Genomic DNA, 13,849 nt, shown 5'->3' with positions numbered 1-13,849 from the left:
CAATAGCCTGAGGGAACTGCGCCCCTGGGCCAAAATCTTCATTGCCCGCGAGATCGTCCGCGAGTGGTGCGGCGAGCCCGCCACTTGTCAATTTCCACGACCAGGAGGGCAGACGATGCTGCTACAAGCAGGAGCGCCCACTCTGAGAACGAGATCGGTGAAACTTGCAGCGTCTCACTGAGGATCGGAGTGTACATGGCAGCGATATGAAGGCCCTGGGCCGCTGCGATTGAGAGAAGGAGAAGCGGGTTGGCAAGAAAGCCAAGCTGGAAGACGGACTTGCGCTCGGAGCGGCTGGCGAGCGTCTGGAAGTTCTCGAAAAGCACGAACAACAACAGCAGCAGATTGCGTGCTTCGCTCTCGCTGTAGCCCTGCTCAAGCAGAACATAGAACATCGCGAAGCCGCCGGCTCCCATAACGAGCATGGACTGCCATATGCGCCGCATCATCAGCCGGTCGAAGATCGGCTCGGACGGCCTGCGTGGCGCGCGGCTAAGTTCGTCGCCTTCTGGACTTTCACCGGCAAGGGCAATGTCCTGAATGCCGTTGGTTACAAGGTTGAGCCAGAGCAATTGCACGGGAAGAAGGGGCATCGGCAAGCCGAGGGGGATTGCCAGCAGAAAGAGCAGCAATTCTGCGGCACCTGTCGACATCAGCATGAAAATGACCTTGCGGATATTCGCATAGGCGACCCGGCCCTCGCGGATTCCGCTGACGATCGAAGCGAAGTTATCATCGGTGATGATGATATCGGCGCTTTCCTTCGCCACCTCCGTCCCCTTTCGTCCCATCGCAACGCCGATATGCGCGTGCTTCAGCGCCGGCGCATCGTTGACGCCATCGCCCGTGACGGCGACGAAGTGGCCGTTGCGCGCGAGCGAGAGGACGAGTGCCAGTTTTTGCGAAGGAGCCACACGTGCGTAGATGCGGCCATGGCGGGTCAGCTTGTCGAGGCTTTCCTGTCCGTTTTCCTCGGCCTCGCGCACAGCTTCGCCGGTGACTACCTGATCTTCGGTGAAGATCAGCCCGGCCTGGGAGGCGATCGCCGCTGCAGTCTTGGGATCGTCGCCAGTGACCATTGCCACGTCCAGCCCTGCTGAGTGGCAATTGCGAATTGCCAGCGGTACTTCCGGCCGCACGGGGTCCTGCATTCCGGCAAGCCCCAGGAAGACGAGGTCGACGAGCAGGTGCCGGCCGAGGTCACCATCCGACTCGACCGCCGTTTCGCCCTCCGCAAAGGCAAGCACCCGAAGGCCACGCGCGGCCATCTCTTCTTTTTGCCGGAGAAGGGCTTCCCGATCGATCGGCTCGGCGCGACCATCCATGTCCATCCTGTCGGCCATGTCGATCAGGGTTTCTGCGGCGCCCTTCACGAAGATGCGGACGCTGTCGCCGTGGCGGTGGAATGAAGCGGCGTATTTGAGGTCCGGCTCATAGGGGATCCGGGCGACAATAGGATAATCGTCCTCGATTGCTTCGCGGGGCAGCCCTCCCTTGTACGCCGCTGCCAGCAATGCAATGTCGACCGTATCGCCGACGGCGGTCCAGCCGTTCTCTCCCCTGGTGAGGGAACCTTCATTGGGCAGCGACGCGGCCTTCAACAAGGCAATGGCACGTTCCCGCGCCTCCTCGGGAGGGGTTCCAGCGCCCCGGATCGTGCAGGCATCCAGATCAGCACCGGTATCGCAGATGATATCAGTACCATCCGGCAAGCGTATATCCGTCACGGTTAACTGGTTGAGCGTCAGGGTGCCCGTCTTGTCGGTGGCGATCATGGTGCAGGAGCCAAGCGCTTCCACGGCCGGCATCCGCCGCACGATGACGTGTGTTTTCGCCATACGCCGCATGCTGATTGCCAGCGCGACCGAGATCGCTATCGGCAGCCCCTCGGGAATTGCACTCACCGCCAGGCCAACCGACATCATGAAGAGATCGCTCGGCGACATCGACCGAGCGATCCCGACGAGAATGAGAAGCACTACGGCAGCAGCGACGACCCAGGCGATGAACTGCGAAAAGCGTTCCATTCTGATCATCAAGGGGGGCTTGGAGACGGATGCCTTGCCGATCTCGGCTGCGATTTTTCCAATCTCGGTAGCCGCACCCGTCGCTGCAATTGACCCCCGCCCGCGGCCGCGCGTGACGAGCGTCCCCGCAAAGGCCATGCGGCGGGCATTCACCTCGGGAGTGGCGTCAACAGCAATCAGCGTTTTATGGACCGGTGCCGATTCTCCGGTCAGCAGGGATTCGTCGCAGACAAGATCGGTCGCCGAGAGAAGCCGGAGATCGGCCGGCACGCGGCCGCCGGCTTCGATCAGGACCAGATCACCCGGCACCAGGAGGCGGCCGTCGATCTCCTGCATGTGTCCGTCGCGCATTACGGTCGCCTTAGGCTGCTCCAGCTTGCGCAGCGCGAGAGCCGCCTTGCCGGCCGAGTGCTCCTGCATGCAGCCTATTATGCCGTTCGCGACGAGGACGATTGCGATGAACAGAGCGTCGCGCACATCGCCGAGCGCGAGCGATACAAGCGTGGCGGCCAGCAGTATATAAATCAGCGGACTGCGAAACTGGCGCAAGAACGTTGCGAATAGGGAGGGCGCCTGTGGTTCCGGGAGCATATTCGGCCCGAATTGCGTGAGCCGGACCTCTGCCTCCTTCTGGCCAAGCCCAGTAGAGATGTCGTCATCCATCGCAGCGTCTTGAACGTGAGATGCAGTGTGAGGGAACGTTGCTGAGTTCATGAAATGCGCCCCGGTTAGGCGAGCTTCGCTCGTTCTCAAGCTGTGTTGCTCTAGACGCCCCCCGTGGCGCCACCCGGCTAAACGACAGTCTGGGCGGCAAGATTGTCCGCGAACAGTTTTTCTTCTCCATGCACGCGCCTTGCCGCCTTGGCTGCGAGGCTAGCGCCGATATCTGCCATACGGCCTGCTTCCTTCGAGTAGTCGAGGCAGGCATCTTGCCAGAAGCTGCACCACAAATCGAATGTGTCGTTCACGTGAGCAGGTGACCAGATTTCCTGCAGATACCGAAGATCCTGCTCGCATCGGCTCTTCAGGAACGATAACGCTCCGATCTGATATCGAAGCACTGCGCTGAGCGCGTCCGTCTGAAGACGACCCAGCGAGAAAAGGACGTTCGGACCCTCGAGCGGGATCGGTATCAATGAAGAACTAGGCCCAAAGCCAGGTGTGGGTTGCGAATTAGTCCCGTGCATAAATATTGCTCCTCATGTCGTCGCTTGATGGCTGCGAACACTGTCTGTGCATGAGTCGGTCCGGCGCATGTCTGATCCGGCGGAATCACCTATTGCGCGCGGCCACTCGCGTTCAGGGCCCCAGGCGCACTCGCGCATTCTCAATCCTCAAGTGGTCTTCCACGGCGGTCACGCCCGGAGCTGACCAGGCAGCGCGTTCCGCCATGACGCGTTCTCGCAGGCTTTGCACTTTTCCGCGCAATATGACGTGACTGCCCGAGACCTCCACGTCGATGTTTTCGGCTTCGGTCTCCGCGTTGCGTTTGAGGGCTTCCCTGATGCAATGCCTAACATCGACCACATTCATTCTTGGGCGGATCCTGAGCTGGTTGTCGATGCCCGTGACGCCGGTCAGCACACGAACCGAGTTCTCGGCCGCAGAGCGCTGGAAATGCCAATCGACGGTGCCCTCAAGTGTGACGAAACCTTTCTCGACCTTGACGTGGATGTCCTCGGGGGCGGAAATCTGAGCTCCCCAGGCGAGGATTTTCAGAACGCGGGTGGCAATTTCGTCATCGGCGGTTTCCGCGTCAATGCTGGGCTCATAATTAAGTTCGTCCAGGATGTCCTGGCGCAGTCGAACGTCATTGTCCATGGTTCTTCTCCGTGATCGAGAGCGCTGCAAAATCTGGAACAAGTATCGCCACTAGGCGGCGCGCCGTCATTGAGGCACATCAAAGCGGACCATGGGCTGGAACGTTAGTCTGATCATTTGAAGGACGGCAGAAAGGACAGACCGATGTTCGTCAAAGAAATGTCCCACCATGACTGCAACAGTGTGGTTCAGTTCGGTCACGTGGCTCGCCTGGCATGTTGCAGGGAAGGTAAGCCGTATATCGTGCCCATCACCTATGCGTTCACGGGGAAGTGCCTCTACTGCTTTTCCATGCCCGGCCAGAAGATCGACTGGATGCGCGAGAACCCGCATGTGTGTCTTGAAATTGAAGAGTTTTCAGGTGACCGGCAGTGGAAAAGCGTCCTTGTATTCGGCCGTTACCAGGAGCTTCCGCCTGAGGGGAAGTGGCACAACGAGTGCATCCATGCCTGGTCGCTACTCCAAGCGCGGCCAAACTGGTGGGAGCCGGGTGGGCTGAAGCCGGGCAAGCCGGAGATAGCAGCCGCTTCACCGCATGTGTTCTTCTGCGTCGACATCGATGAAATAACCGGCCGTGCCGCGTTCGAAGGCAGCCAATGAGAGCAAGTAATAAAGGCGCCCTTTTATGTGGCGCCTTTATTGGGTGCAGAGCGATGTTCAATGCACCATCAGCACCGGCACGATCGGTTTCTCGATCATTGCCTTCGTGACACCGCCAAATATTCTTTCGCGAAGACGTGTGTGTCCGTACGCTCCCATGACGATCAGATCGGCAGAGGTATCAATTGCATGCTGGTTGAGAACGTCCTCCACCCGGCGTCCAGCACTCGGCAGCCGATCGACTGTTACGTTGACCACGTGGCGAGCTAGGTAGGTGGCAATGTCAGCACCTGGTTCTTCGCCGTTTCTGGCCGGAGCCGCGCTCGGATCGACGAGCACGACGTTCACCTCCTGGGCGCTCTCCATCAGCTCCATTGCTTCCCGCGCCGCTCTCGCGGATTCCACGGTCGAGTTCCATGCGAGAAGAATCTTTTTCGGACGCAAGGTAACCGATTGGCGATTTGTTGCTAGCAAAACCGGCCTCGCCGAATAGAAGAGAGCCCCGTTGATGGCACGGTCTCGTAATGACGGATCCGTCTGCAAGCTCGCGCCGATCAATGTAACATCGGCATAGCGGGCGCGGCTGCCGACATCGTCGTCGGTCCAGGCGGTATCGCAGTAGATGCCATTTGCATCAAACGAGATCCCGAGGTCCTTCAGCGTGGTTCGAGCTCTCTTTACTGCATCATCCAGTTGCTTCATGTCCTCGGCGCGTTCGTCGAGCCAAGCGACCGACAGCGCGGCATAGTCTCCGACCGGTGGTGGAGCGGCGAGTTGGACCACAAGAACCGACAGGTGCGCACCAGCGGCCGCGCTGAGGTCCGCTGCCGCTGCCAAATCATTCTCGTGATCGTTGATACCGATTATCAAAAGAATTGTCTTGTAGGTCATTGTTTTCTCCTTCGAAGCGATCGACGATTGACCGCGGCACGATTGTTGCCCGCTTTAAATTGAGATCGGCCGGGTAGCGCTCGATCGCGGATACTAACTGAGCGCCCCCACTCTCTGAGTGGCATGAGTGATGTTTAGCGGGCCATCAATACCGGCACAATTGGTGCCTCGATCATGGACTTCGTAACACCGCCGAAAATCCTCTCGCGAAGACGTGTATGTCCGTATGCGCCAATCACGACCAGCTCGGCGGAGGTATCAATCGCATGCTGGTTAAGGACTTCGTCGATCCGGAGTCCAGCGCTAGGAAGCCGATCGACGGTCACCTTTATGCCGTGACGGGCAAGATAAGTCGCGACATCTGCGCCAGGTTCATGGCCGTTCCAGCGAGAGGCCGCAGGGTCGACTAATACCACGTTTACGCTTTCGGCACTTTTCATCATATCGAGGGCTTCGCGAGCGGCCCTCTTAGATTCGAGGCTGGAGTTCCACGCCAGCAAAATCCTTTTCGGAAGCAAGGTTACCGATTGGCGACGGGGCGCAAGCAGAACCGGGCAAGGCGAATAGAAAAGGGCGCCTTCGATGGCGCGCGCGCGGAACGAAGGGTCCATGCTGGTCCCAACCAATGTCACATCCGCGTAGCGTGCCCGCTCTCCGACGAGGTCGTCGGCCCATGCAGGCTCGCTGTATTCACCCGCGACGTCGAACGATAAATCAAGACCTTTGAGCGTCGTTCGTGCCGTTTCGACGGCCTCGTCGAGCTGTTCGAACTCGGCCGCCCGTATGTCGAGCCATGCGACCGATAATGCAGCATAATCCCCGAACCGAGATGGGGCCGCGACCTTCACCAGGAAGACCGAGAGATGAGCGTTGGCGGCGGCGCAGAGCTCTGCTGCCGCTGCTAGGTCCGCCTCATACTGGTTTGAATCGAGCACGAGAAGAACTGTCTTGTAGGTCATTGCTCCGGTCTCCCCAAGGCGGGTTGGAATTGTGCAACTCACTCTATGCCTGATGTGGGAACCTACATTGATCCCGGTCAAAATGCCCCCGCCTTAGATTGCAGTGCCAGCGTTGCGATCCTCAGGGTTTGATCGGTTGGGTGCGCCGAAATCGAGAATCCGAATTCCCTGCAGATTTTCAGCATCTTCGCATTGTCACTCAGAATGACGCCTTCGATGCGTTTCAATCCGTCGGCCGCGGCATAATCCCTCAAGTGGGCCAGAAGCTCCCAGCCAAGTCCGTTCCCCTGCAGATCGGTCCTGATCAGCAAGCCATATTCGGCAGCCTCGTGATCAGGGTCCGCGTAAAGCCTCGAAATTCCAACCAGCTCGCCGCTTTCGCTATCGAGAGCCACGAAGGCCATCTCGCGTTCATAGTCGATCTGCGTGAGCCTCACTAACATGTGGTCCTGAAAATGTTTTCGCGACGACAGGAAACGAAATCGTATGTCAGCGGGAGACGTCTTTGACAGAAAATCTGGATAGAGCGCCGCGTCTGCCGGTCTGATCGGCCGCAGATGGTAGAGCCGCTCAGCAAGGGTGACCTGTTTTTGCCACTCGCCCGGATATGGGCGGATCGCCAGATCGCGATTGGGGCCTGGACGCGAGACTGCCTGCGGGTCAATTTCAATGCGCGCGTCCAGCGCAATGACGCCCTCGGCGCTGGCAACCAGCGGGTTGATATCCATCGAAAGCACGCATGGGAAATCGACGATTAGCTGCGATAGCGAATTGAGCGCTCTGCAGATCGCTGCTCTGTCTGCTGGCGGCTCGTTGCGGAAACCGGCCAGGAGCTTGCCGACCCGTGTCTCGTCGATCAGGTCGCCGGCGAGGACCGTGTCGAGCGGGGGAAGCGCTACGGCGGTGTCTTCGACCACTTCCACTGAAACACCGCCCGACCCGAATAGAACGACCGGACCGAAAATCGGATCTCGGGTGATGCCCAGGAGTAGTTCCCACGCATGTCTGATATCAATCATAGGTTGTACGGCAAAGCCGTCGACCAGGGCGGTCGGATCACTCGCTTTGAGCCGCGCAACGATGTCCTCTGCAGCTTCGCGAGCGGCGACGGCGCTCGGGATGTCGAGAATGACGCCCCCCACATCGGACTTGTGCGTTATCGACTTCGAGATCAATTTGACCACTACCCTTGGAGCGTTTGCAAGAAGCGATCCAGCGATCGCTTCCGTCTCCTCCGGTGACTTTGCGATTAAAGTCTGAGGAACGGGAATGCCATAGGCTGCGATGACTGCCTTGGCTTCCAATTCGTTCAACATTTGGCGACCTTCGGCCGCGACTTTCTGGAGAACGGTTCGCGCCAGTTCGCGGTTGCTAGGCACATCTTCGTCCCTTCCCGATGGCGCCCTCACCAATGCCTGTTGGGCCTTTGACCATCTGGCGAGATAAGATGCGGCCAAGGCGACGTCAGACGGCGTGTCATAGCTTGCCAGTCGCGCCTGCTGTAACAAAGTGCGACCCTCACGAGCGGTCCGGCCGCCTATCCAGCATGTGAGAACGGGCTTACCGGAAATTGCCCCGGACTGCGCAAGGGAAGCGATCGCATGAGCCGCATCAACGGGGGACGCAAGACCTGTCGGGCAATTCAGAACGATGAGGATGTCCACTCCGGGGTCCAGAGTGATGATCTCAACCGTTGTCTTGTAACGGGCGGGGGGCGCATCGCCGATAATGTCGACGGGATTGGCGCGCGACCAATTGGCGGGGAGAACCCTATCTAGTGCACGGACAGTCTCCGAAGAAAGCTCCGCGAGCTCGCACCCGAAGTCCATCAAGCGATCCACTGCTAGGACGCCGGCTCCACCACCATTGGTGACGATTGCGACACGGCTTCGCTCAAGCGGAGGAAACCGTGCGATTGTCTCCGTCGCATCGAACAGTTCGCCAAGTCCTTCAATTCTCAAGATGCCAGCACGGCGCAAAGCAGCGTCGACAACGCGATCGGCCCCTGAAAGCGCGCCGGTATGCGTGGCGGCCGCGTTCGCCGCCTCCGTGTGACGGCCGGCCTTAATGGCAACCACCGGCTTTACCCGGGCCGCCGCCCGAGCCGCCGACAGGAATTTCCGGGGATTGGAGATGGCCTCGAGATACATGACGATCGCGTGCGTCTCGGCATCTCCCGCGAACAGGTCGAGAAAATCTCCGGCATCTGCATCGGCCATGTCGCCGAGGGAGATGATCTTCGAGAAACCGACATTGTTGTCCGCGGCCCAGTCGATCAACGAAGTTGTAATCGCTCCGGATTGCGAAAGCAGTGCGATTCCGCCCGGCTTCGCCTGCAAATGCGCGAAGCTCGCATTTAGCTTCGCGGAAGGAACGATGAGGCCGACGGTGTTGGGCCCGACGATGCGAAGGAGGAATGGTTTCGCGGCATCGAGCATCGCTTGTCTTAAGCCGTTATCAGCGCTGATACCGGCCGTGACGACCACAGCAGCGCGCGTTCCTTTTATACCGAGCTCATGGATCAGACTCGTCACAGTCTGCGATGGTGTGACGATGACGGCGAGGTCGGGGACACCGGGAACATCCGCTACTTGGCGATAGCAGCGACGGCCTGAGACCTGGTCATATTTCGGATTTACCGGCCAGATTTCTCCCTCAAATCCGGCCGCGAGCACATTCTCGATAACCACCCGGCCAAGCGATCCGCCGCGATTTGAGGCACCGATAATAACAACCGACTTCGGATCGATGGCGTGATGAAGGTTGCGAATGCTCATGACCTCGATCTCCAATCTTCGTTGATCGAAGATATCGCCGCATTCCGGCCGCACGTTGATCGCGCTCAAACGAAACCCCGTTCGGGCAAGGAGCTATTCCGTGCAGCTATGTCGCCATGACATCTGGCACATCAATCCAGCAGTTCTCGGAGCCGCAATGCCAAGTCTTTGGCGGTGTAGGGCTTTTGCAGCCAGCTTCCTGCAGCCCTGCCGGCTGCACTCGGCTCGGCATAGCCCGACGTGAACAGCATCTTCGCATCGGGTCTCATTGCGCGAACATGCTCGGCCAATTCACCGCCATCCATTCCGCCCGGCATTATCATGTCCGTGAAGACGAGGGAGACTTCCGGATGCTTTGCAAGCATTTGAAGGGCCTGCGTGCCCGCTTCCGCTTCGATAACTGAATATCCAGCGTCGCGCAGTCGCGCAACCACGACGCGGCGCACCCGAGCGTCGTCTTCCACTACGAGGATCGTTTCATGACCTCTCGGCATAGGCTCGAGGGCCTCTTCTTCTGATGCGCCAGCCTGGGCGGACTGGTTTTCACCTTGCGCCGCCGGCAGGAAGAGACGTACGCTCGTTCCCCGATCGGGTTCACTATAGAGCCGAATCTGTCCGCCGGACTGCTTGACAAAGCCATAGACCATGCTGAGACCGAGACCTGTCCCCGCACCAGTGCCCTTCGTTGTGTAGAACGGCTCAAACGCATGACGCTTGACCTCTTCGGTCATTCCGACACCAGTATCCGTGACGGCGATCAGAACATAGTGTCCCATTCGGACTTCGGGGTACATCAGAGCGTAATCACGGTCGAGAACCGTCGTCGAAATCTCGACTGTAAGGCGGCCTCCGTTCGGCATCGCGTCGCGCGCGTTCAGCCCCAAGTTCAGGAGGGTGTTCTGAAGCTGGGAGACGTCGATCAGGGCGAGGTTGCTGCTGCCGTTTACGACCGTGGACAATTCAATCGTCTCGCCGAGGGTTCTGGTCAGCAGTTTCGAAAAGTTCGAGACGAGTTCGCCTACATCCACGAGCTGCGGATTGAGCGGCTGCCGTCGTCCGAATGCCAGCAATTGTGCAGTCAGCTTCGCCCCATCGTCGGCCGCCGCCTGAGCTTCTCGTAAGAGGACCCTCAACTTCTCGTCTTGCAGCCTGGCTTCGATCATTTCCAGATTGCCGGTAATCACAGTCAGCAGATTGTTGAAATCATGCGCTAGGCCGCCGGTGAGTTGCCCTACCGCTTCCATCTTCTGCGCTTGCCTGAGCTCTTCCTCAATGCGCTGGCGACTGGTCAGATCCCGAATGAACCCGGTGAATATGCGTTGACCATCAGACGTCGCTTCTCCGACCGACAGTTCCATTGGAAAAGTTGTGCCGTCCTTTCGCAGTCCCGTCACGACCCGGCCAATTCCGATGATGCGGCGTTCGCCGGTGCGCAGATAGTTGTTGAGATAATGGTCATGTGCCTCGCGATGGGGAGAGGGCATCAGGATCTTGACATTTAGTCCAAGGACCTCGCTTTCGGCATAGCCGAACAGGCGTTCTGCGGCTGCGCTGAAAGAGGAAATCGCGCCCCTTTCATCGATTACCACCATCGCTTCGGGAACCGTGTCGAGAATTGAGCGAAGATGTGCCTCTCGCGCTGCCAGATTGGCCTGAGCGCGTCTAAGATCCGCAATGTCGCTGTCGGTCTGCTCGACCATTTCGCTTCTCTTCTCCATTAGGCCCGCCGCTTTCACGCACTGGCAGACCCATACTGCGCGCGTGGTATGGGCGAGGGCGCCCAATACTCGCTTTCGCCACCGTCTGCTAGCGATCGAAGCGTTTCCATCTTCAGGACCTTGACCGAGCGCCGCCCCGGTGTCGCGATGACGCCGCTGTTTGCGAGCTTTGTTATAGTGCGGGATACCGTTTCGATTGTCATGCCGAGATAGTCGGCGATGTCTAGCCGCGTCATCGGAAGGTCGACAATCGGCGTGCGTTTGCAGCTCTCGGTCCGTCCCATCAGAAGGAAGAAATTTGCCAGTTTTTCCTCGGCGCTCCGACGGGAAAGAAGGACGGCCTGATCCTGTGCGGCCGTCATCTCGTCACGCAGCCTTGAGAAGAGTTGCTGCTGCAAGTTTGAATGCCGCGCCACTTCGTCTTCGAAACGACGGCGAGGAAAGCGGCGAAGCTCGACAGAGGACACAGCCTCGACCGTGTAAAGATAGCGCTCCTTGAGCGACACACCGAGCAGGTCTCCGGGACGCAAGAAGCCGACGATGATTCTCCGACCGTCGCCAAGCAGCCGTAACGCACGCAGCATACCAGCGGCGACCTCGAAAACATGGGTGGCCTCGTCACCCTGCCAAAAGACGGCTTGACCCGGTGCGAACCTCTCGACTGGTTGCCGGGCAAACACCGAGGACAGATCCGCTACAGGCAACGCTTGCAAGCACACCGCTCCTGTACCGCGATCCTGCATACTAACGACCTGCGCATTCATGAGCTTCCCCTCCATCTTTGCTGATGGAAAGAGTTGAACGCCAAGCCGTAATCTCATGACGACACGAGTGCAAAAATCGGTACGATATTGTAACAGAGTGTAACGGCGCTAGGAGGGGGACCAGCGCCATTCAGGGTTGACTCATGCCGAATGCACCGACCTTGCCAGAGCACATTCTCGTGGTTGACGACGACTCGAGAATTCGGCAGATGCTGTCGCGGTACTTCGAAGAGGAGGGATACCGCGTCAGCCTCGCCGGCGACGGGCAGGAAATGCGCGAGTGCCTCGACAAACAACCAGTCGACGTCATTTTGCTCGACCTCATGCTGCCCGGTGAGGACGGGCTTACACTTGCGCGCGACTTACGCGCGCGCTCGGATGTACCGATTATCATGTTGACGGGTCGTAATGACGTTGTCGATCGGGTCGTCGGGCTGGAGGTAGGGGCCGACGACTACATTGCTAAACCCTTCCACCTTCGGGAGGTGTTGGCGCGCGTCAGAGGTGTTCTTCGCCGCCGTCAACCGCGACAGTCGCCAGAGGTCAGCGACCAGCAGATAGAAATCTACTGTTTCGAGGGGCTGCGTCTCGACGTAGGCCGTCGTCAATTGTTGTCGGATGATGAAAGCGAGATTCCATTGACGACTGGCGAGTTCGACATGCTGTGCGTGCTGGTCAAGCACGCAGGCCGCGTCCTTCAACGCGAATTGCTTATGGATTTGACTCGAGGTCGGAACCTGGATGCTTTTGACCGCACGATCGACGCGCAGATCGCTCGGCTGAGGCGCAAAATTGAGCGTGACCCCAGCCGTCCCGCTCTGATCAAGTCGGTTAGAGGTGTAGGATATGTCTTTAGCGCAAGGGCGACACGCCAGCACGCCTAGACGTCGCCGCATAGGTCTGACACGCGACAGATTGGCCCTGAACATTAAAGGGGCACAGAAACATGGTAGGTGGACCGAGGCGGGAACGCCTGCCGATTGCCACGGAGGCGCCGCGATGGCGGCTGGCCGCGCCGACCGCGGCTTTCTTCCAAATGCTCAACAATACGCTTCGGCGTATCGGCATTCTCACACTCGTCAGCCAGTTGGTCACCTTCTCGATTTTTACCTACTTCCCGCCGCAGGGATGCTTCCGATGAAGCACGCCGGTCCCCGTGCGGTCTGGGGGTCATAGTTTCCCTCGCGCTGCGGCTTGTCGCCCCCCATGTTTAAACTCAGTGCGATAGCAGCACTGGAATCCGCAGTTGAGTTAGGATCCCCTTCGTCGCCCCGCCAAGCACAACGTCGCGGATGCGGGAATGACCAAATCCCCCCATTGCCAGAAGCTGCGCGCCGCTCGACAGGGCGGTATCCTGCAACGCCTCGGCGATAGTTCTGTTACCGAGCTCGGATTCGGCAGGCGCGGCGTTGAAGCCCCGCTTCTGCAGCGAGGACGCAAGCGTCCCAGCAAGATCTGGTCCACTCAAAGGCTTTTCGTCCCGTACCGTCAGTACCGAGATGCGCCCGCCTTCGGCCAGAAGTGGCAGGGCATCGCCAAGTGCGCGCGAGGCGACCCGGCTTCCATCCCAAGCGATGGCGATGTGTTCGAGGGAAGCAGGACGGGCCGTAGGTGGCACCAGGATAGCCGGGCGACCCGATCCGAAGACGACAGCCTGCGCCATGTCTTGTGCCGCGGTCGTCTCGGCGGACCAGGGTAGCAGGGAGAGATCGAAATATCGGGCCTCCGCAGCCGCGTCGTCTAGCTCAAGGCCCCACGCAACCTTTCGGGCCGCGCACTGTACATTCAAAGTGTGCGATGCCGCGACCTCGCGTACTAGCGCTTGCAAGCGATGGCATTCGGCCCTGCTCCTTTCCTCGTTAGCTTGGACGAGGCCAGGGATGTCTATTAGCAAATCGCCCAGTCCCGAGGATGTTCGCGGAAGGTGGACCTCAAACGTTGTAACCCCGAGCGCGCATCCAATGGGGCCTGCCAAGGCGGCGGCTGCCCCGATCGCTTCGTTCAAAATCGCTTCTGGATAAGTGGCTAAGGGCATATAGGCGATGCGGATGTGTGTCATGTTCGGCTTCTCCATAAGACCGTGGCACTTGGGAAAGGACGGCCTCTGTGAGACTTTAGCGAAAGCCTACTGGACCAAGTTTGATCCAAATCAATCCAAAGCTGGAGCGCTTCCTGAAAGCCCGGGAGACGTCTCAGCGTAAGCAGGACGATAGGACAGCCAACATCGCGGGGCCGAGATCGTGAACGTCGGCGCGGGCGCGGCGGCGGTGACGGCGACCCCCTACAGCACTG

12 protein-coding genes are annotated in these 13,849 nt (G+C 59.2%); 3 read left to right on the top strand and 9 right to left on the bottom strand.

Going from position 1 to position 13,849, the window contains the following annotated elements; all coding sequences use genetic code 11:
* Positions 1–38: 38 nt before the first annotated feature.
* From CN933_RS28570 to CN933_RS28560, 3 genes are all read right to left on the bottom strand, one after another.
* Positions 39–2,690, bottom strand: coding sequence for a cation-translocating P-type ATPase (locus tag CN933_RS28570; protein ID WP_180980838.1), 2,652 nt, complete (start codon positions 2,688–2,690; stop codon positions 39–41).
* A 128-nt stretch (positions 2,691–2,818) separates the two neighbouring features.
* Entirely contained in the window at positions 2,819–3,214 is a 396-nt protein-coding gene (locus CN933_RS28565; RefSeq protein WP_102763083.1) for a hypothetical protein, read from the bottom strand.
* Between the two features lie 112 nt (positions 3,215–3,326).
* Positions 3,327–3,848 carry a BON domain-containing protein gene (locus CN933_RS28560; RefSeq protein ID WP_102763082.1) on the bottom strand — a complete coding sequence of 174 codons (522 nt, stop codon included), beginning with the start codon at positions 3,846–3,848 and terminating at the stop codon, positions 3,327–3,329.
* Between the two features lie 144 nt (positions 3,849–3,992).
* Here CN933_RS28560 and CN933_RS28555 point away from each other — a divergent pair, with 144 nt between their 5' ends.
* Complete coding sequence (locus CN933_RS28555; protein ID WP_102763081.1) at positions 3,993–4,448, top strand: pyridoxamine 5'-phosphate oxidase family protein; 456 nt, start codon at positions 3,993–3,995, stop codon at positions 4,446–4,448.
* Between the two features lie 57 nt (positions 4,449–4,505).
* Here the strand turns inward: CN933_RS28555 and CN933_RS28550 are convergent, their stop codons facing one another.
* From CN933_RS28550 to CN933_RS28530, 5 genes are all read right to left on the bottom strand, one after another.
* Positions 4,506–5,339 carry a universal stress protein gene (locus CN933_RS28550; RefSeq protein ID WP_102763080.1) on the bottom strand — a complete coding sequence of 278 codons (834 nt, stop codon included), beginning with the start codon at positions 5,337–5,339 and terminating at the stop codon, positions 4,506–4,508.
* Between the two features lie 134 nt (positions 5,340–5,473).
* On the bottom strand, positions 5,474–6,298 hold the full coding sequence (locus CN933_RS28545) for a universal stress protein (protein WP_102763079.1): 825 nt from the start codon (positions 6,296–6,298) through the stop codon (positions 5,474–5,476).
* A gap of 77 nt (positions 6,299–6,375) precedes the next feature.
* Complete coding sequence (locus tag CN933_RS28540) at positions 6,376–9,075, bottom strand: bifunctional acetate--CoA ligase family protein/GNAT family N-acetyltransferase (protein ID WP_102763172.1); 2,700 nt, start codon at positions 9,073–9,075, stop codon at positions 6,376–6,378.
* Positions 9,076–9,206: 131 nt separating this feature from the next.
* On the bottom strand, positions 9,207–10,793 hold the full coding sequence (locus CN933_RS28535; protein ID WP_102763078.1) for a PAS domain S-box protein: 1,587 nt from the start codon (positions 10,791–10,793) through the stop codon (positions 9,207–9,209).
* A 14-nt stretch (positions 10,794–10,807) separates the two neighbouring features.
* The gene (locus CN933_RS28530; RefSeq protein WP_102763171.1) at positions 10,808–11,557 is read right to left on the bottom strand and encodes a Crp/Fnr family transcriptional regulator; all 750 of its coding nucleotides are present in this window, start codon (positions 11,555–11,557) and stop codon (positions 10,808–10,810) included.
* 143 nt (positions 11,558–11,700) lie between these two features.
* Between CN933_RS28530 and CN933_RS28525 the strand changes: the two genes are divergently transcribed.
* Both CN933_RS28525 and CN933_RS28520 read left to right on the top strand, forming a co-directional pair.
* The gene (locus tag CN933_RS28525) at positions 11,701–12,441 is read left to right on the top strand and encodes a response regulator (RefSeq protein WP_102763077.1); all 741 of its coding nucleotides are present in this window, start codon (positions 11,701–11,703) and stop codon (positions 12,439–12,441) included.
* Between the two features lie 62 nt (positions 12,442–12,503).
* The gene (locus CN933_RS28520) at positions 12,504–12,698 is read left to right on the top strand and encodes a hypothetical protein (protein ID WP_102763076.1); all 195 of its coding nucleotides are present in this window, start codon (positions 12,504–12,506) and stop codon (positions 12,696–12,698) included.
* Between the two features lie 75 nt (positions 12,699–12,773).
* Here the strand turns inward: CN933_RS28520 and CN933_RS28515 are convergent, their stop codons facing one another.
* Positions 12,774–13,616, bottom strand: a complete 843-nt coding sequence (locus CN933_RS28515; RefSeq protein WP_102763075.1) for a universal stress protein — start codon at positions 13,614–13,616, stop codon at positions 12,774–12,776.
* Positions 13,617–13,849: the final 233 nt, after the last annotated feature.

The sequence above is a fragment of the Sinorhizobium sp. M4_45 genome (genome assembly GCF_002885915.1).
GTDB lineage: Bacteria > Pseudomonadota > Alphaproteobacteria > Rhizobiales > Rhizobiaceae > Sinorhizobium > Sinorhizobium meliloti_A.
The sequence above is the reverse complement of the archived record's forward strand: the minus strand, read 5'-3'. Positions and strand labels throughout refer to the sequence as shown.